Origin of the sequence: Reyranella sp. CPCC 100927 (assembly GCF_007859315.1) — a bacterium.
GTDB lineage: Bacteria > Pseudomonadota > Alphaproteobacteria > Reyranellales > Reyranellaceae > Vineibacter.
Window position 1 is genome coordinate 1,078,215 of record NZ_VOHA01000001.1, and the last position, 18,166, is coordinate 1,096,380.

At 67.9% G+C, this 18,166-nt stretch carries 17 protein-coding genes; 5 read left to right on the forward strand and 12 right to left on the reverse strand.

Annotated elements, in window-relative coordinates; genetic code table 11:
• Positions 1-41: 41 nt before the first annotated feature.
• From FQU96_RS04895 to FQU96_RS04905, 3 genes are all read right to left on the reverse strand, one after another.
• On the reverse strand, positions 42-1,394 hold the full coding sequence (locus FQU96_RS04895; protein WP_255467849.1) for a di-heme oxidoredictase family protein: 1,353 nt from the start codon (positions 1,392-1,394) through the stop codon (positions 42-44).
• Positions 1,391-2,680: an ABC transporter substrate-binding protein gene (locus FQU96_RS04900; protein ID WP_146539688.1), complete on the reverse strand. Its 1,290-nt coding sequence runs from the start codon at positions 2,678-2,680 to the stop codon at positions 1,391-1,393. The genes FQU96_RS04895 and FQU96_RS04900 overlap by 4 nt, the downstream gene beginning before the upstream one ends.
• Before the next feature lie 215 nt (positions 2,681-2,895).
• Positions 2,896-3,648 carry an alpha/beta fold hydrolase gene (locus FQU96_RS04905; protein WP_146539689.1) on the reverse strand — a complete coding sequence of 251 codons (753 nt, stop codon included), beginning with the start codon at positions 3,646-3,648 and terminating at the stop codon, positions 2,896-2,898.
• A 240-nt stretch (positions 3,649-3,888) separates the two neighbouring features.
• Between FQU96_RS04905 and fmt the strand changes: the two genes are divergently transcribed.
• Both fmt and truA read left to right on the forward strand, forming a co-directional pair.
• Positions 3,889-4,860 (forward strand): methionyl-tRNA formyltransferase, encoded by a 972-nt coding sequence (gene fmt / locus FQU96_RS04910; protein ID WP_146539690.1) that lies wholly within the window; start codon positions 3,889-3,891, stop codon positions 4,858-4,860.
• 8 nt (positions 4,861-4,868) lie between these two features.
• Complete coding sequence (truA, locus tag FQU96_RS04915) at positions 4,869-5,669, forward strand: tRNA pseudouridine(38-40) synthase TruA (RefSeq protein WP_146539691.1); 801 nt, start codon at positions 4,869-4,871, stop codon at positions 5,667-5,669.
• Here truA and FQU96_RS04920 read toward each other — a convergent pair.
• The 5 genes from FQU96_RS04920 to rpmH form a co-directional block, all read right to left on the reverse strand.
• On the reverse strand, positions 5,613-6,200 hold the full coding sequence (locus FQU96_RS04920; RefSeq protein WP_146539692.1) for a hypothetical protein: 588 nt from the start codon (positions 6,198-6,200) through the stop codon (positions 5,613-5,615). The two genes, truA and FQU96_RS04920, sit on opposite strands and share 57 nt — an antisense overlap.
• Positions 6,201-6,233: 33 nt before the next feature.
• Positions 6,234-8,078 (reverse strand): membrane protein insertase YidC, encoded by a 1,845-nt coding sequence (gene yidC, locus FQU96_RS04925; RefSeq protein WP_146539693.1) that lies wholly within the window; start codon positions 8,076-8,078, stop codon positions 6,234-6,236.
• A 12-nt stretch (positions 8,079-8,090) separates the two neighbouring features.
• Positions 8,091-8,399, reverse strand: coding sequence for a membrane protein insertion efficiency factor YidD (gene yidD / locus FQU96_RS04930; RefSeq protein WP_146539694.1), 309 nt, complete (start codon positions 8,397-8,399; stop codon positions 8,091-8,093).
• Positions 8,396-8,767 carry a ribonuclease P protein component gene (rnpA, locus tag FQU96_RS04935; protein ID WP_146539695.1) on the reverse strand — a complete coding sequence of 124 codons (372 nt, stop codon included), beginning with the start codon at positions 8,765-8,767 and terminating at the stop codon, positions 8,396-8,398. Before rnpA ends, yidD begins: the two co-directional genes overlap by 4 nt.
• A 124-nt stretch (positions 8,768-8,891) precedes the next feature.
• Complete coding sequence (gene rpmH, locus FQU96_RS04940) at positions 8,892-9,026, reverse strand: 50S ribosomal protein L34 (RefSeq protein ID WP_119262629.1); 135 nt, start codon at positions 9,024-9,026, stop codon at positions 8,892-8,894.
• Between the two features lie 299 nt (positions 9,027-9,325).
• Here rpmH and FQU96_RS04945 point away from each other — a divergent pair, with 299 nt between their 5' ends.
• Positions 9,326-10,072 (forward strand): TVP38/TMEM64 family protein, encoded by a 747-nt coding sequence (locus tag FQU96_RS04945; RefSeq protein ID WP_146539696.1) that lies wholly within the window; start codon positions 9,326-9,328, stop codon positions 10,070-10,072.
• On the forward strand, positions 10,069-11,496 hold the full coding sequence (locus FQU96_RS04950) for an NAD(P)/FAD-dependent oxidoreductase (protein WP_146539697.1): 1,428 nt from the start codon (positions 10,069-10,071) through the stop codon (positions 11,494-11,496). The genes FQU96_RS04945 and FQU96_RS04950 overlap by 4 nt, the downstream gene beginning before the upstream one ends.
• A 33-nt stretch (positions 11,497-11,529) precedes the next feature.
• Here FQU96_RS04950 and FQU96_RS04955 read toward each other — a convergent pair whose 3' ends face one another.
• Positions 11,530-12,108, reverse strand: coding sequence for a cysteine hydrolase family protein (locus FQU96_RS04955; RefSeq protein ID WP_146539698.1), 579 nt, complete (start codon positions 12,106-12,108; stop codon positions 11,530-11,532).
• Between the two features lie 105 nt (positions 12,109-12,213).
• Here FQU96_RS04955 and FQU96_RS04960 point away from each other — a divergent pair, with 105 nt between their 5' ends.
• Entirely contained in the window at positions 12,214-13,659 is a 1,446-nt protein-coding gene (locus tag FQU96_RS04960) for a HAMP domain-containing sensor histidine kinase (protein ID WP_146539699.1), read from the forward strand.
• 148 nt (positions 13,660-13,807) lie between these two features.
• Here the strand turns inward: FQU96_RS04960 and FQU96_RS04965 are convergent, their stop codons facing one another.
• From FQU96_RS04965 to ggt, 3 genes are all read right to left on the reverse strand, one after another.
• Positions 13,808-15,019, reverse strand: coding sequence for an MFS transporter (locus FQU96_RS04965; protein WP_146539700.1), 1,212 nt, complete (start codon positions 15,017-15,019; stop codon positions 13,808-13,810).
• A 38-nt stretch (positions 15,020-15,057) separates the two neighbouring features.
• Positions 15,058-16,248 carry a class I SAM-dependent rRNA methyltransferase gene (locus FQU96_RS04970; protein WP_146539701.1) on the reverse strand — a complete coding sequence of 397 codons (1,191 nt, stop codon included), beginning with the start codon at positions 16,246-16,248 and terminating at the stop codon, positions 15,058-15,060.
• Between the two features lie 118 nt (positions 16,249-16,366).
• Positions 16,367-18,106 (reverse strand): gamma-glutamyltransferase, encoded by a 1,740-nt coding sequence (gene ggt / locus FQU96_RS04975; RefSeq protein ID WP_218574598.1) that lies wholly within the window; start codon positions 18,104-18,106, stop codon positions 16,367-16,369.
• Positions 18,107-18,166 lie beyond the last annotated feature (60 nt).

Genomic DNA, 18,166 nt, shown 5'->3' on the forward strand with positions numbered 1-18,166 from the left:
TAACGCATGCCCCGATTTCCCCCTGAGGATGGACGTTGTTGCTAGAGCGTGTTGAGAAACGCCAGGAGCGCGTCGCGCTCGATCGCTGTCAGCGCGCGGAAGGAGTCGGCGGAAGCCTGGGCTTCGCCGCCGTGCCAGAGGATCGCCTCGATCACGGTGCGGGCGCGGCCGTCATGCAGGTACGATGCCTGGTCGCCGACGATGGCCGTCAGCCCCAGGCCCCACAACGGCGGCGTACGCCAGTCGCGAGGACCGGCGGCGAAGTCGGGGCGCCCGTCGGCCAAGCCGTCGCCCATGTCGTGCAGCAGCAGGTCGGTGTACGGATGGATCTGCGTCGCGCCTGCGACGCCGTTGCCTGCGGCGACGGGCAAGGTCGGTACGTGACAGCGCGCGCAGCCGATTGTGGCGAACAGTGCCTCGCCCTGGCGTACGCGCGGATGATCGATCCCGCGGCGCTGCGGCGGCGCCAGTGAACGCAGATAGAGCATCACGGCATCGAGTTGGCCGTCGGACAATTCGGGCCGTCCACCCGACGCCGCGGCGCGGCATGCAGCCTGCGCGTCCGCGCAGTTCTCGTTCGGGCGCATGCTGGACGTGATGCCGAGATCGTCGCGAAAGGCTGCCGCCACCTGCTGGCGCAGGCCGGCCTGGTTGGCCTTCCAGCCGAACCGCCCGACGACATGCGTGCCTGCCACAGTGTCCCAGACGCGATTGACGCGGCCGCGAATGCCGTCGGCACCGCTGCTTTGTGTCGCCGCGAGACGGACGATCGCCGCTTCCGGTACCGCTTCCAGCAGACCCATGCCGAAGACCGGCGGTGCGATGCGCACGGATGTCAGGACGTCATCATCAAGCGGTCCGTAGGCAAGGTCGCGAAAGCGTAGCTCGGGACGGCGCATCGGTACGCGCGTGCCGTCGGCCAGGATTTCGACGAACTCGTGCCACACCAGTATCGCCTTGCCTTCGCCGGGCACGCCGGGAATGCCGTCGGGGTTGAGCTGATCGCCGTAAGCGGGATGCGGTTGCGGGCCACCATGCTCGTTGCGACCGGGAATGCTCAATCGGACGACCATGGAGCGCATCACATCGGGTGCGCCGCGCGGCGGCTCGCCGCGGCCATTGCCGATATGGCAGGCGATACAGGACAGCCGATTGTGCAGCGGGCCCAGCCCGTCGAGGTCGGGTTGTTCACGCGAGGGTGCCACCAGCCAGGCCTGATGGAAGAGGCTCTCTCCGTTGCGAAAGACGGCACGTTCCCGATCCGATAACGTGGCCACCGGCCGGGCGAACGCGTCACGGCCGACCTGGGCTGCGACATCACCGCTGTCGATTGCCACGGCCAACGCCGCGCCGGCCATGACGGCACGCCAGGTCCCGCTGCGTCGTTGCGTCATTTTTCAGGGATGATCTGTCGCAACAGAGCGCGCGCCCGTTGATGGGCATCATCGATTCGCTGATCCCACGCAGGGCGTGCGCGATCCTGGCGGACCTGATCGAGAGCGGCAGGATCGACGGCTTCGGCGCTGGCGACGGGCACGAATCCGGCCAATGCCTTCGCTTCATCCAGCAACGACTGGCGATGCCCATCGGGCGAGCGGGCGAGCGCGTCTTCGGCTTGTCCGATGCTGCGCCAGAGCGCCGGCAGGCCTCCGTGCGGCCGTGTGATGGCGGCATCGAACAGGGCAGAGATCAGCTCGCGGCGACGGGCGCCGAGATCGCCGTCATAAGCGACCGTCGTACCCGGCGGCAGTTCGAAGGGATTGACGGCGGTGGGCGGGCCGCCGGCATAGGCATCCGGTCGCACGGGATAGCGCTGGATATCGGGATGCGTCAGCAACCGCTGTCCCGGCGCGGACAACAGGAAATCAACAAAGGTCTGCGCCGCCTTGGCGTGCGGGGCGCGTGCCGTGACGGCGACGTGCGCCGGCAGGAACGCCGTCGGTTGCGGGTACACCAGCGTCATGCGGCGCCCCTTGGCGATGGCGGCACGGATGGGAAAGTCGATCGCCATGGCGACGGCGGCGTCGCCGGTGGCCACGGCGTCGATCATGCCCAGGCCCGTGTCGAGCCGGCCGTTGGCGGCGATGCGCGACAGCAAGCGCCATCCGGCATCCCACCCGGCGCCCTGCAGGATGATGTCATACAGCGCCGGCGCGAACCCCACGCGCGCGGGCACGGGCAGCACGACCAGGCCGGCGTAAGCCGGTGCCGCCAGGTCTTCCCAGCGTTTGGGCAACGCCAGCCCGCGCGCGGCGATGACGTCGGGATTTACGGCCAGGCCGTAGCCCGCCACTTCGAAGGCCTCGAAGTAGCCTTGCGGATCCGATAGCGCCTGACGGTCGATGCGGCCGGGCAGCACGGCACGATCGATCGTCAGCGGCCGGAAAGCCTGCTGGGCGCGCAACGCCAGGAAATTCTCCGCCGCGGGTGTCCAGTAGACGTCGATACCGTCCTGATCGGGCTGGCTCAGCGCTGCCAGCGCATCGCCGGCGCGTTTCCAGACGATCTGCAGGTCGATATCGGGATGTGCCTGCTCAAACGCCTGCTCGAAGCGCGTGGTCATGACCTCCGGATAGCTGGTCACGACGACGACCCGGTCATTCTCGGCGATGGCGGGCGCGACACCCAGCAGCGCGACAGCGGCGATCATCGCGGCGGCAATGCGCCCCAGTCGCGTCATGACAAGACGGCGCGCCGCGCGTGTCAATCGCGCGGAAACCCAATGTTCTAGCTCTTGGCGCACGCCGTCATCCCCCCGGTCGGCCTGCTGACGAAGCGGTAACCCGCTCGCTATATCTGCGTGAATATAGCGCGGCGTGTCAACAGGGACGGCGTGAGGCTGACGACTGGGAAGCCGGCTCGGCCCGGCAGAGACAAACCTACCGGGCCGTTGGCTCAGCGGGTCGGCGTATGGCGATCGAGGAAGGCGCCGACGCGGCGGATCGATTCGGCCATGTGAGTCGGGCCGCGCCAGTCCTGCTGCACCTCGAGATTGGGCGCCAGGCTCTCGATCTCGGCGCTGGTTGCTGCCGGATGCGGCGTGTCGGTACCGGGCTGCAGGTAGAGCGGCGTGCGGCAGCCGCGCACGAAATCGCGGCTGACCGAAAACACGAAGTCGCCACCGAACATGTTGTGGCCGAAGCTCTGGATCACATCCTCGCCCAGGCTGGGATCGCGCTCACGCATGGTCTTGCTGAAACCGTCGACTGCCGCTGCCCAGGTTGCGCGATTCTCGTGCATGCCGATCGGGTTCTGCAGCACGGCGGCGGTGATGCGATCGGGCGCCACCTCACACAGCTTCAGGCAGAAGCTGCCGCCGATGCAGCCGCCCATGATGTGAAATTGGCGAAAGCCCAGATGGTCCATCAGTGCCAAGTGATCGGCGGCATAGGTGTGCCAGCCATGATCGGCCGCCACCGCGCCGCGCGACTGGCCGGCATTGCGCTGATCCATGCCGACCACCGTGAAGCGGTCCGACAGGGTCGCCATCGGGTCCATCCACGCCGCCGGCGCCTTGGGATCGGCCGGACTGTGCCGCCAGTACGTCAACTGCGAGCGCAGGCCCCCGGGCGCGAACAGCAGAAGCGGGAAGCCCGAACCATGGACTTCGTAGTAGATCTCGGCGTCGGGAAGTTTGAGCGTGGGCATACGCGATCTCCAAATGTCGCTGGGTCGTGCGGCGAGAGCATCGGTCGGAACACCCGCGTCATTCAAGCCCGACGGACGCCGAACTGCCGTCGGAAACGGCGCATGATCGTGCGGATAGACGACGGGCGGCTACCGCTTTGCCATGTGCCAACCTGGACGAAGACGGGTGCGATGGTGCCGCAAGTGCGGGACGGCGGCTGTGCGTTGCCGCATACTGGCTCCGCGGCCTATAACGCCCCCATGAAACTCGCCTTTCTCGGCACGTCCGATTTCGCCGTGCCCGCCCTGCAGGCCTTGATTGATGCCGGCCATGAAGTGGTGGCTGTCTACACGCGCGCGCCCAAGCCGGCGGGTCGCGGGCAGAAGGAGCAGAAGACGCCAGTGCACCGGCTGGCCGAACCCTTGGGGCTTGCCGTGCAGACGCCACGCACGTTGCGCACCGACGAGGCGGCGGCGGACTTCAAGGCACTCGACCTCGATGCCGGCGTGGTGGTGTCGTACGGCCACATCCTGCCCAAGAGCTTTCTCGAGGCGCCGCTGTTGGGCTGCCTCAACATCCATGGCTCGCTGTTGCCGCGCTGGCGTGGTGCGGCGCCGATCCAGCGCGCGCTGCTGTCCGGCGACGACAAGAGCGGTGTCACCATCATCCGCATGGACGAAGGCCTCGACACCGGCGCCATGCTGCTGGCCGAGGAGGTGCCGATCCGGGCCGACACCACGGCGGGCGCATTGCACGATGACCTGGCGACGCTCGGTGCCCGGCTGATCGTGTCGGCGCTGGATGGCCTGGTGGCGGGCACGCTGGAAGCCGTGCCGCAGCCGGAGGACGGCGTCACCTATGCGCACAAGCTGCAGCGCGAGGAGGGAGCGCTCGACTGGCGGCGGCCGGCGGCCGAACTGGATCGTCAGGTGCGCGCCTTCGATCCCTGGCCGGGGACATACTTCGATGCGCCGGCGCCGGGTGGCGGCACGGAACGCATCAAGGTGCTGAGCGCGACCTTGGCGCTGGCCGCGGGTGCGCCCGGCACGGTCGCCATCGCGCGCGATGGCGTGCCGACCGTGGCGTGCGGCGTGGGCGGTATCCGCCTGCTGCGCCTGCAGCGGCCCGGCAAGGGTCCGGTCGACGGTGCTGCCTTCGCGCGCGGCTTTCCGCTCGCCGGCACGGTGCTGCCGCCGCCCGCCGATACGCCGGCCATGCGGCCAGCGGGATGAGCCATGCGGTGACGCGCTACAAGCTCACCCTCGAATATGATGGCGGGCCGTTCGTGGGCTGGCAGCGGCAGGACAACGGGTTGTCGGTGCAGCAGGCGGTCGAGGAGGCGGTATACCGCTTCTGCGGCGAGCGCGCCCATGTGCAGGCTGCCGGCCGCACGGACGCCGGCGTGCATGCCCGGGGGCAGGTGGCCCATGTCGACATCGCCAAGGACACGCGCGCCGATACAGTGCGCGATGCGCTGAACTATCACCTCAAGCCGCATCCGGTGGCCGTCGTCGCCGCCGCGACGGCAGCAGCCGATTTCCACGCGCGCTTCTCGGCCACGGGCCGGCGCTACCTCTATCGCATCGTCAATCGCCGCGCCAAGCTGGCGCTCGACGCCGGCCGTGTCTGGCTGGTCCCGGTGCCGCTCGACGCGACGGCCATGGCGTTGGGTGCCGCGCGCCTGCTGGGTCGGCACGACTTCACCAGCTTCCGCTCGGCGGCCTGCCAGGCGGCAAGCCCGGTCAAGACGCTCGATCGCCTCGACGTCTCGCGCACGGGCGATGAGATCCGCATCGAGGCGGCGGCGCGCTCGTTCCTGCACAATCAGGTGCGCATCATGGTCGGCACGCTGCGGCTGGTCGGCGAAGGCAAATGGACGCCCGATGACGTGACGGCGGCGCTGATGGCGTGCAATCGCGAGCGCGGTGGTCCGACGGCGCCGCCCGATGGACTCTACCTGACGGATGTGCGCTACGAGGCGCCGTCAGACGCTGCCGTCGGTGAACCGGAAACCGATGATGCCGTTGACGATGAGGCCTAGCATCAGGCTGAGCCAGAGATTGAGCGCCGCCAGCGCCACGGCTGGCATCCAGGGCACGTCGAGCGTGAAGCGCAGGATACGGGTGACCAGCACCAAGGTGGCGACCAGGATCACCAGCTCGACGGCGCCGACCAGGTCGGGCGCCACCAGGCGGGTGGCCGCCGCCAACGCCACGACGCCGATCAGGAGCGGGATGTTGGCCCAGTTCAGCGCCACCACGCTGCCGATATAGCGCGGCGCGCGGCCCATCAGACGGCTGAGCTCCAGCAGCACGACCGGAAACAACGTCCACTCGATGACGTAGCGCAGGCCTTCGGCGACCGCCACGCGCAGATCTGATGACGCCGTCGTAGCGCCGTCATAGATCATCATCAGGTAGAAGGCGTAGAGCGGCGCCAGCAGGACGGCGGGTCGGAACGAGCGCCAGAATCCCTCACGGCTGCGGTCGAGCAGGGCGAGGCCGGAGAGGTCGCCTTTCATCAGCCGCACGGCGCCGCCGACGCCGCGTGCGATCTCTCCCAGCGTGATCATGCTCTGCCTGCCGGATCGGTGCCTCTGCGGATGCTATTTCTTGGACGTCTTGTTCTTGGAATTGTTGTTCTTGGAATTGGTGGTCTTGCCGCTGGATGTCGCTGCGGCCGGTGCCGGTGTTGTCGCCGGCGCCGGAGCCTTGGCGCCGAAGGAAACCGGCACGCCCAGGCGGCGCATGATGGCGTACTGCTGGGCCATCGAGAGCGTGTTGTTCCAGGCCCAGTAGATCACCAGACCGGCGGCGAACTGCCCCAGCATGAAGGTGAACATGATCGGCAGGAACTGGAAGATGCGGGCCTGCACCGGATCGGCCGGCTGCGGGTTCAGCATCTGCTGCAGATACATCGTGACGCCCATGATGAGCGGCCAGATGCCGATGTTGAACACGTGCAGCAGCTCCGGCACCTGCCAGTGGAACAGGCCGAAGCCGGTCAGGATGGTGAGCGGATCGGGCGCCGCCAGGTCCTTGATCCAGCCGAAGAACGGCTGGTGGCGCATTTCGATGGTCGTGTAGAGCACCTTGTAGAGCGCGAAGAACACCGGGATCTGCAGCAGGACCGGCAGACAGCCGGCGGCGGGGTTCACTTTCTCGCTTTTATAGAGCTTCATCAGCTCCTGGTTCATCGCCATCTTGTCTTCGGCAAAGCGCGTGCGCAGCTTCTCCATCTCCGGCTGCAGCGCCTTCATCTTGGTCATCGACTCGTAGGACTTGTTGGCCAGCGGGAAGAACGCCGCCTTGACCAGCACGGTCAGCGCCAGGATCGAGACGCCGAAATTGCCGATCAGGCCGAACAGATAGTCGAGGAGCCAGAACAGCGGCTTGGTCAGGAACCAGAACCAGCCCCAGTCGATCGTGAGGTCGAAGCGCGTGATGCCGAACTTCTCGCGATACTGGTCGATCAGGCTCACGATCTTGGCGCCGGCGAACAGCTGGGCCGTCGTCTCGCTGCTGGCCCCGGGGGCCACGCTCACCGCGGTCTCGTTACGGAACAGCGCGTGGTACTTCTTGCCGCCGTCGGTGCTCTGGCTGATCTCGGTGGCGACCCGGGTCTTCTGGTCCGGTACCAGCGTCACCATCCAGTATTTGTCGGTGAAGCCGAGCCAGCCGCCGGTCGTCTGCAGGGACTGTTTCTTGCCGTCCTTGAAATCCGACCACGAGAATTCCTTCAGGACCTCGTCATAGACGCCGTACGGGCCTTCGTGCAGCAGGTAGATGCCCTCGGTCTTGGGTTCGCCCTGGCGCGTGACCAGGCCGAACGGGTAGAGCGACAGCGGCTTGTCGGACTTGTTCTCCACCGACATCGCCACGGTGAACATGAAGTTCGCATCAATCGTGATCTTCTGGCGAAAGATCGTCCCCTCGCCGTTGTCCCAGCTCAGCACCAGCGTCTGGTCGGCACCCAACGTCGTCTTGTCCGCTGCCCAAAGCGTGTCGGCGTCCGGCAGCTTGACCGCGGTGGTGGCGGCGTTGAACCATCCGTAGCGCACGTAGTACCCGTTGACCATGCGCTCGGGCGACAAGAGTGTCACCAGCGGGCTGTTCTTCTCGACGGTCGTATGGTGCTTGACCAGCAGTACGTCATCGATGCGCGCGCCGCGCAGCGCGATCGAGCCTTCGATCTGCGGCGTCTTGACCGTCACGCGCGGCGAGTCCTTCAGCGCTTCCTCGCGCGTGGCGGCAGGCGCCTGAGGTGCGCCGGCCGGGCCGGACGGCACCGGTACGCCTGGCGTGCCGGGCGACGGCTGCTGCGGTTGCCCCGGCTGCCCTTGCTGCTGTTGTGGGCCTGGCGGCGGTGGCTTGGGCGTGAACAGCGCCTGCCATCCCAGGATGATCGCGATCGACAGGGCGATGGCGAGGATGAGATTGCGCTGATCCATAGCGAAAATCCGTCAGAACTCGAGGGGGCGCGGCGTGCGCGGCGGTGCGGCAGGCAACCGGCCGGACGCGCGGGCTGGCGGCGGCACCGGGTCATAGCCCAGACCACCCCAGGGATGACAGCGGCAAATGCGCCTGACCGTGAGCCAGCCGCCCTTGATCGGCCCGTGGACCGTCACGGCCTCGGCACCGTAGTGCGAACAACTGGGCTCGAACCGGCAGACGCCGCGAAAGAAATAGGACGGCACCAGCTGCCAGGCACGAATGAAACCGCGCAGCAGCAGGGTGGCCGCGCTGGCGAGCCATGACGATGGCGACGTCATGCCGGGCTCTCCGGGTTCTCGGCTTTCAAGCGGCGCAGGGCGCGACGCAGGTCATCGGCCATGGCGGCGTAGTCGCGGCGCAGGGCGTCGTGACGGCCGATCAGCACGTAATCGAGGTCGAACCGCGCGACAGGAACCAGGATCTCCCGTGCCAACGCCCGCAAGCGGCGACGCACACGGTTGCGAATGACGGCGTTGCCGATCTTCTTGGTGACGGTAAACCCGACGCGGGGGTCCTTGCCCAGCGCAATCCCGGATGGCCGGTCCCCGGCCTGCAGGATGAAGGCCGGGGTGACCTGCTTGCGGCCTTTCGCTTGCAGGCGCAGGAAATCGGCCCGTTGCGGCAGGCGGCCGAGACGGCGACGCACCCCGCAAGGCCGGGCCGGCAGGTCAGGCTGGAGAGATGGCGTTTGGGCTGCGGCCGGCATGCTGGCGGCCGTCGGTGGGAGCGGGTCAGGGGCACATCGCGCGGGGATCGTCCCGGCGCGCGATTTATGCCGACAGCCGCTTGCGGCCCTTGGCCCGGCGGTTGGCGATCACGGCACGGCCACCGACGGTGGCCATGCGGCTGCGGAAGCCGTGACGGCGCTTGCGCACCAATTTGCTCGGCTGGTAAGTGCGTTTCACAGCGCAACTCCCTGTTCGTGCGGTTTCGCCTGAGGCGCACCGGCAAAAAAGCGACAACCGCCCGGCACGCCTCCCATCACCGGGATCCGGCGACAGGCTGCTGGGGCGGTCGAAAGTGGCGCAGGCTATACGGGGCGGCGGCCGGGAAGTCAACGGAGAGCGGCTGCCCTGTGGCGGTCACGGGCGGCTCACCTCGGCGTGAGTCGCACAGGGGCGGTGACAGTGCCTATAACCGGCGGAGAATAGGAGCCCGGACACCAGGATTGGCCCGGCTCGCCCAGAGGTGCGACACGAAGACCATGGCCGCGCGCGACACCGATGACGCTCGGCAGCCGACCGTCGCCCGCTGGCGCCGGTGGTTGCCGCTGCTCGTTCTGGCGGCCGGGTTGGTTCTATTTTTTGCTGTTGGCCTGCATAAAGTCCTGACCTTTGAGGCGCTGAGAACGCACCGCGCTGCGCTGGCGGCATGGGTGAGCGAGCATTACGTGCTTGCGGCCCTGCTGTACGTCGTTCTCTATGCGGCGTTGGTGGCCTTTTCCCTGCCGCTGGCGTCATTGGCGACTCTGGTCGGGGGCTGGCTGTTCGGCGCCGTGACGGGCACCGGGCTCACCGTCCTGGGCGCGACCTCGGGCGCCATCGCGGTATTCCTGGCTGCCCGTAGTGCGGCGGGCGACCTGCTGCGCGCCCGCGCCGATTCGTTCCTGGGACGCATGGAAAGCGGCTTCCGGCGCAATGCCGCGAGCTACCTGGTGTTCCTGCGGCTGGTGCCCGTCTTTCCGTTCTGGCTGGTCAACATCGCGTCCGCCATCTTCAAGGTGCCCCTGCGCACCTACGCGCTCACCACGTTCGTGGGGATCATCCCGGGCACGGCCGTCTATTGCAGCGTCGGCGCCGGTCTGGGCGGCGTGCTGGATCGCAACGAGACGCCGGACCTGAAGCTGGTGTTCGAGCCGCAGATCCTGCTGCCGCTGCTGGCGTTGGCGTGCCTGTCGCTGGTGCCGATGCTGTACGACCGCTGGAAGACATCGCGCGAGGCGCGCCGGTGACGGCCCGGCTGGTGTGCGATATCTGCGTGGTCGGCGCCGGCTCGGCCGGGTTGTCGCTGGCTGCCGGCGCTGCCCAGCTCGGGCTGAAAGTGGTGCTGGTCGAGCGCGACAAGATGGGCGGCGACTGCCTCTATCACGGGTGCGTGCCCTCCAAGTCGCTGATCGCCGCCGCCCACGCCGCGCAGACCATGCGCCAGGCCACCCGCTTCGGGGTGCAGGCCGTCGAACCGACGATCGCGTTCGCCGCGACCATGGATCACGTACGCGGCGTGATCGCCGCCATCGAGCCCAACGATTCGGTCGAGCGCTTCGAAGGCCTGGGTGTGCAGGTGATCAAGGCGACGGCGCGGTTCGTCTCGCGCGACGAGCTGATGGCTGACGACACCCTGATCCGCGCGCGGCGCTTCGTGGTGGCCACCGGTTCGCGGCCCACGACACCGCCGATCCCGGGCCTCGCCGACGTTCCTTATTTCACCAACGAGACCCTGTTCGACAACCGCATCCGGCCCGACCATCTGCTGGTGGTCGGCGGCGGGCCGATCGGCGTCGAGATGGCGCAGGCGCATCGCCGATTGGGTGCGCGCGTGACGGTGCTCGAAGCGGCCCGGCTGATGGGCAACGACGATCCCGAACTGGTCGATGTCGTGCGACGGCGGCTGGTCGCCGAAGGCATCGATATCCGGGAACAGGTACGGATCGAGCGGATCGAGCGCGATGGCGCCAGCATGGCTGCTGTCATTGCGGCGGATGGCGGCGAGGAACGATTGGTCGGCTCGCACCTGCTGGTCGCCGCCGGACGTGCCCCCAATATCGAGCAACTGGACATCGACAAGGCCGGCATTGCCGCGACGCGCAAGGGAATCACCGTCGACAAGAAGCTGCGCACCACCAACCCGCGCGTCTACGCCATCGGCGACGTCAACGGCCTGACGCCGTTCACCCACATGGCCGGTGCCCAGGCGGCGCTGGTGATCAGGCACGCGCTGTTCCGGTTGCCCATCAACGTCCGCGCCGTGCCACTGCCGTGGTGCACCTACAGCGATCCGGAACTGGCGCAAGTCGGCATGACCGAGGCGCAGGCGCGCGCCGCGCATGGCGAGAGCGTGCGCGTGGTGCGCTGGAAACTGCATGAGAACGATCGCGCGCAGGCCGAACGCGAGACCGAGGGCCTGGCCAAGATCATCACCGACCGGCGCGGCCGCGTGCTGGGCGCCGGCATCGTCGGTGCGCGCGCGGGCGAGCTGATCCAGGTCTGGTGCCTGGCTCTGTCGCGCAAGATGAAGATCGGTGCGGTGGCGCAGATGATCGTGCCCTATCCGACGCTGGGCGAGATCAACAAGCGCGCCGCCGGCGCCTATTTCACCGACTGGCTCTTCTCGGCCCGCACCCGGCGTATCGTCGGGTGGCTGTTCCGGCTGTGGTAGCCCTTCTCTCCGCGCAGGCGGGGAGAAGAGACATCAAGCCGCGCCGATCGATGCCAGGATCTCCGCTGTCGTCGCGATCCGACAATATTCGCCGTCGAGGATCGCCAGCGTCAGCGCGTGCACGTCTTCGGCCGGCCAGACGCGGCCGCGGCGGTCGCGACGTGCGAAGGTCCAGCACGCGTCCTCGGCCAGCCAGACGTCGAAGCCGAGATTGCCGGCGACCCGCACCGTCGCCTCGACCGAATTGTCGGTGATGACGCCGCAGATCACCAGTGTCTGCGCACCGACGGACCGCAGGCGCGCCTCGAGATCGGTTCCGATGAAGGCGCTGTTGACACGCTTGCCGACCACGGTTTCGCCGGGCAGCGGCATGGCCTGCGGCTTGAACGCATGTCCCGGACCGCCTGGTCGGTAAGTGGAGTGCGGCTCTGTCGAATCATGACGCACATGGACGATGGGACGTGCGGTCTGGCGCCAGCCGGCCAGCAGGCGCGCGATATTGGCCTCGCCCTGGGTGTTGTTGCGCGGGCCGTGCAGGGCCCAGGACGGATTGTCGATGGCCAGCTGGACATCGACGATGATCAGTGTGCCCGTGGGATCGGTCAGGGACATTGCCGCAGCCTGTCCGGGATCCGCCGGGATGCCAAGGATGATCGCCGGTCACCCCTTGTCGGCGGCCTAGGCGCCGCGCCCGCGCTCCGCTACTGTCCGTCCGGCATGGCGAGCACCGATACCGCCCGTCCGACGCCCCTCGTCGAGCCGCGCCGGCGATGGCGCTGGCTGGGATTCGGTCTGTCACCCCGGATCCTGGCGCTGGTGGTCGTGGCCGTGATGACGGCTGAAGTGGCGCTGTTCCTGCCCTCGATCGCGCGTTTTCGCCTGACCTGGCTGGAAGAGCGGATCGAGGCGGGGACTCTGGCGACCCTGGCGCTCGATGCCACGCCCGATAACATGGTCGACGAACGGCTGGCGCGCACGCTGCTCAATCATGCCCGGGTCGATGCGGTGACCGTGATCGAACCGGGCAAGCCCAAGCGCGTACTGATGCCGCCCGGCGTGCCGGAGGCGGCCGACGCCGTCGAGCTGTTCGACGCCAGTGTCATGGAGCTGATCTGGGATGCGCTGGAAGCGATGACCCGGTCGGGCAGCTACGAACTGCGGGTCGGCGGCCGCTCCAGCCGCATGCCGTCATTCCAGGTCCACGTCTATGTCGACGAACTGCCGCTGCGCATCGCCATGTACGGCTATGCTCAGCGTATCCTGCTGCTGTCGATCATCATCGCCGCTTTCACCGCCGGCCTGCTCTACGTCGCATTGCGCTGGCTGATCGTGCGTCCCCTGCAGCACGTTTCGGCCGAGATGGTGGCGTTTCGCCGCAATCCCGAGGACGAGACCATCAAGCCGCTGCCGGTGCGCCGGGCCGACGAGATCGGCATTGTCGATCGCGAGTTCGAGATCATGCAGCGCGAGCTGCGCTCGGCCTTGTTGCAGAAGAACCGGCTGGCCGAGCTCGGGTCGGCCATGAGCAAGATCAACCACGATCTGCGCAACATGCTGGCCACCACGCAGCTGCTGACCGACAAGCTGGCGCGCAGTGACGATGCCAAGATACGCGAACTGGCGCCGATCATGTTCGCGTCCATCGATCGCGCGGTGAAGTTGTGTGCCGATACCCTGAGCTACGCCCGCGGCCGGCCGACGCCGAAGCCGGCGGCGTTCGAGCTGGCCGACCTGGTCGACGAAGTCGGCATCCAGCTGCTGGAGCAGGGCGAGTCGGCCGATCCCAACATGCTGCGCAACTGGCGCAACGACGTCGATCCGGCGCTGATCGTGACGGCGGATCGCAGCCTGCTGTTCCGCGTGGTGTTCAATCTCGGCCGCAACGCCTTCGAGGCGGGCGCGCGTGGCGTGACGATCTGCACCGAGCGCACCGTCGACGGCATCATCGTCGACCTGGCCGACGATGGGCCCGGCGTGCCGGTGCATGTCGAAGCGAGCCTGTTCCGTCCGTTTGCCGCCGGCGGCCGACCCGGCGGGTCGGGTCTTGGCCTGGCCATCGCCCGTGAACTGGTGCGCGCTCATGGCGGCGACGTCACGCTGGCCGCCAACGGCGCCACCGGCGCCACGTTCCGGTTCACGCTGCCGCTGCGGCCCAGGGCCTAGCCCCCGCTATCGCTCGAGTGTGACTCGGGACTGTCATCCCGAGCGCAGCGAGGGATCTCTTGATGCAGGCGCACCCGTGCGTCTCTTGCAGAAGATCCCTCGCTGCGCTCGGGATGACAGCTGTATCAGTGACGCGTGATTCCGGATACTAGCCCCGGCGTCCCGACACGGCGATGAACCAGAAAACGACCGCGACCAGCGACAGGCCCAGCAGCGTCCAGGTTGCCAGGCGGTAGTCGCCCGAGGCCGACCACAGCAACGCCATCAGGAACGGCCCGGCGGCGCGGGCCAGGATGCTCGGCGTTGCGAGCGCGCCGCTGATGGCGCCATAGGCGGATGCACCGAACAGTTCGGGCACGATGGTGCCGCGCACGATGGTGACGATGCCGTTGGGCAGGCCGTAGAGGACGGCGAAGACGATCAGCGAGGTGCCGCTGGCCGGCAGCATCAGGACGGCGATGGCAACCGGATAGAGGGCGAACGACACCGTGCCGAGCAGCCGCGTCGAGAAGGAGCGCGACAACCACACGAAGAGCAGGCGGCCGGCGACCTGCATCGGTCCGATGACGGCATAGCCGCTGACGATGGTCGCCATCGACAGGCCACCCTCCAGCATCAGTGGCATCAGGTGGAAGACGACAGCGGTGAACACCAGGCTGAGCGCGGTAAAGCATACCGCGAGCCCCCAGAACGCCGGCCGGTGCAGCGCGGCACGCAAGGCGGTGCGGTCGCGCGATACGTTGCGCGCTTGTTCGGTGGCTGCCAGCGGTGGCAGCAGGAACCAGTGCAGCGCGGCGCACAGCAGGTTGCAGGCTGCCATGACCAGCAGCGTATCACGCCAGCCGATGCGGTCGATTAGCCCCTGATTCAACGGCACGAACACGGTGCTGGCAAATCCGCCGACCAACGTCAGTGCCGTAATGGCGCGGCGGAAGTCACGTGGAAAGACGCGGGTCATGGCGGCGAAGGCCGGCTCATACAACGCTCCGGCCATCGATACGCCGATCAGGGCCCACAGCACATAGAACGCCGCGAGTGCGCCGATCCATGACCACGCCGCCAGCAACACCGCGCCCGTGATCGAGGCCAGGGTCATCAGTCCGCGGGCGCCGTTGCGGTCGATCCAGACGCCGGCGCCGAACGCGCACAGACCCGACGTCAGCAATCCGATCGACAGTGCGGCGTTGAGGTCGGGGCGCGACCACCCGAGCTCGCGCTCCATCGGTACCACCAGCACGGCGAAGCCGTAGTAGAGCGTGCCCCAGGAGATCAGCTGGGCGATTGCGACGCCCCATATCAGGGTCCAGGCGCGTCGTCCGCGGAGATCAAGGCCGGTGGCCGGCAGCGGCGCTGCGGTCATCCCTTGAAGCTTGAACAGATTGAAACAACCATCGAACGCTAATCTAACGCCAGCAACAGCCCCTTCAGGTAGGCGGTTTCCGGCAGGCTGGGATGCACCGGATGGTCCATGCCGGCGCCGGTCGCGCGCAGCACGCGGGCCTCGCGGCCGGCATCGTGCAGGCCGCGCTTGACCTGCTCGGCAAACAGCGTCGGATCGACCAGGTGCGAGCACGACGCGACGAACAGCAGACCACTGGGCACGACCAACGGTGCGGCCAGCCGCGTCATCTTGCGATAGCCCTGGGCGCCGGGCTTGATGTCCTTGCGGCTCTTCACGAACGCCGGCGGATCGCAGATCACGACATCGAAGCGCTCGTTCTGCTTGTCGAGCCGGGCCAGCTCGTCGAACACCTCGGCGCGCGTGAAGCGGCAGCGCGCGCCGACGCTGTTGGCCTCCGCCGCCTGCTTGGCAAGGTCGAGCGCCGGCTGCGAGCGGTCGACCATGTGGACCTCGGCGGCACCGTTGACGGCGGCCAGCACGCCGAAGCCGCCGGCGTAGGTATAGGTATCGAGCACGCGCGCGCCGGCGGCGAAGGCGGCGACCATGGCGCGGTTGTCGCGCTGGTCGAAGAACCAGCCGGTCTTCTGGCCGCCGGCCGGATCGCAGACGAAGCGGGCACCGTTCTCGATCAGGTCGACCGTGCCGGCGATCTCGCCCTTCAGGATCCGGGTCTCGAGCTCGAGGCCTTCCAGTTTGCGTGCCGGCGAATCGTTCTTCAGCAGCACCGCCGCCGGCGCAACGACCGCGTCGAGCGCGGCAAGGATATCGTTCGTCAGACGGTCCATGCCGGCGGTGTTGGTCTGCACCACGCACACATCGCCATAGCGATCGACGATCAGCCCGGGCAGGCCGTCGGCTTCGGCATGCACGAGGCGATAGTGCGGCACGCCGCCGTAGAGGCGCGTCCGCAACTGCAGGGCGGCGGCCAGGCGGCTCTCGATCAGGCTGCGATCCAGCCGCGCATCGCCATCGGCGCAGACGACACGCGCTGCGATCAGCGAGTGGGGATTGAATGTCGCGATGCCCAGCGCATCGCCGCCGGCGGCCCGCAGCACCACCGGCGAGCCCGGCGCCAGCGCCTTGGTCGCCGGCTCCATCAGGATCTCGTTGGAGAAGGCCCACGGATGGCCCAGCCGCAAACGGCGATCTTCGCCGGCGCGCATCAGGACACTGGGGTATTTCGACATGACGACTCCGGCCGAAGGCCGCTCTATGGACGTACGAAGACAAAATCCAGGTTTCTACTAGCGTGCCCTCATCCCAATGTCGAAGGCGAAACAATGCACATCAATGCGCCGTGGCGGCTCAATCGCCGATGGCGACGCCGTCGCGTCGGGGATCGGCACCGCCTTCATAGCCGAGGAACCTGCCGACATCATCATAGCGCGCGCGGATGCCATGCAACCCACCTTGATGCGGGGCAATGACGACTTCGTGTCCGCGCGCGCGCAGCTCGCCGGCGAGGTGATCGGCATCGGCGTGGCTTTCGATCTCGGTGGCGCCGTTGCGGTTGAGCAGACGCGGCGTGGCGATCGCTTGCTGCAGCGTGTCGGGACCGTCGAGTGCGTGCAGCAGTGTCTGCAGCACGTCGCCGATGATCCGCGTGCCACCGGCCGATCCGATGGCCAGCACGAAGCGCCCATCGCGGTCCAGCACGATGAGCGGTGTCATCGACGAGCGTGGCCGCTTGCCGGGCTGGGCCCGGTTGGCCACCGGCCGTCCCTCGTCGACGGGTGACAGGTTGAAGTCGGTCAGCTCGTTGTTCAGCAGGAAGCCGCCGACGCTGCGGCGGGCGCCGAACGACGCCTCGATGGTGGTCGTGAACGAGACGGCGTTGCCGTCGCGATCGACGATGGCCATGTGGCTGGTTCCACCCTGCGGTTTTTCGGGCACCGCCGGCATGTCGGTGCTGGCGGTGCCGGGCGGCAATCCCGGCTTGGCCTTGCCGATGCTGCGATCATCGCTCAGCAGGCGTGCGCGCTTGTCGAGATAGGCGCCATCCAGCAGTCCATCGACGGGCACGGGCAGAAAGCCGGGATCGGCCACCCAGCGGTCACGGTCGGCAAAGGCGAGACGGCTCACCTCGGCGACGTGATGGGCGAACAGCGTTTGTCCTGTCGAACGCCGCAACAGGGCGAGCGCCTGGAGGACCGCCAGCGGCCCTGACGAAGGCGGGCCGATGCCGCAGATGGTCCAGTCGCGATAGGGACGGCACAGCGGCGTGCGCTCCAGCGGCCGGTAGGCGGCAAGATCCTCCAGAGTCATCGTGCCCGGCCGCGGCTCGCGTTGGACGACGGCGACGAATTCGGCCGCCAGTGGGCCGGCATGCAGCGCGTCGGCGCCGTGCTCGGCCAGCAGGCGCATCGTGGCGGCCAGCGCCGGATTGCGGATGGTATCACCGCGCTTCTTCGGCGAGCCGTCGTCATTGAAATAGATCGTGCGGGCCTGCGGGTCGTTGCGCAGCGCCGTCTCCGTGGCCAGCGCGTTGGCCAGGCGCGGTGGTACTGGAAATCCATTCTCGGCCAGCCGGATGGCGGGCGTGAAGAGGTCATGCCACGGCAGTTTGCCGTGCCGGCGGTGTGCTTCCTCCAGCATGCGCATCACGCCGGGCACGCCGACCGACAGCCCCGATACAACGGCCTGCGGGAAGGAGAGCAGCTTGCCGTCGCCGCCCAGGAACATGGTGTCGCGCGCGCCCGCGGGTGCCGTCTCGCGGCCGTCCCATGCCGTCACCTGGAAGCTGCGGGCATCGTAGTGGACCAGAAAACCGCCGCCGCCGATGCCCGAGGCCTGTGGCTCCACCACACCCAGCACCAGTTGCACGGCAATGGCGGCATCGATCGCCGAGCCGCCGGCGCGCAGGATCGCAAGGCCGGCGTCGCTCGCCATCGGGTTGGCCGCGGCAACCATCTGGGTCTTCGCCAACGTCTGCGGCTCGCGTGCCGTCGTTGCGGTCGGCAGCAGCGTGATGGCGCATCCGATGATCAGCAGGGTTCGGCGCATCAGCGCCCTGGCATTGAGCAGACCGACGCGCGACGCGATCATGGTGGCTCCGGATCAGGTTGCCGCAAGCCTGCGCTGCTTCGCGGGTGTTCGCAACCGGTG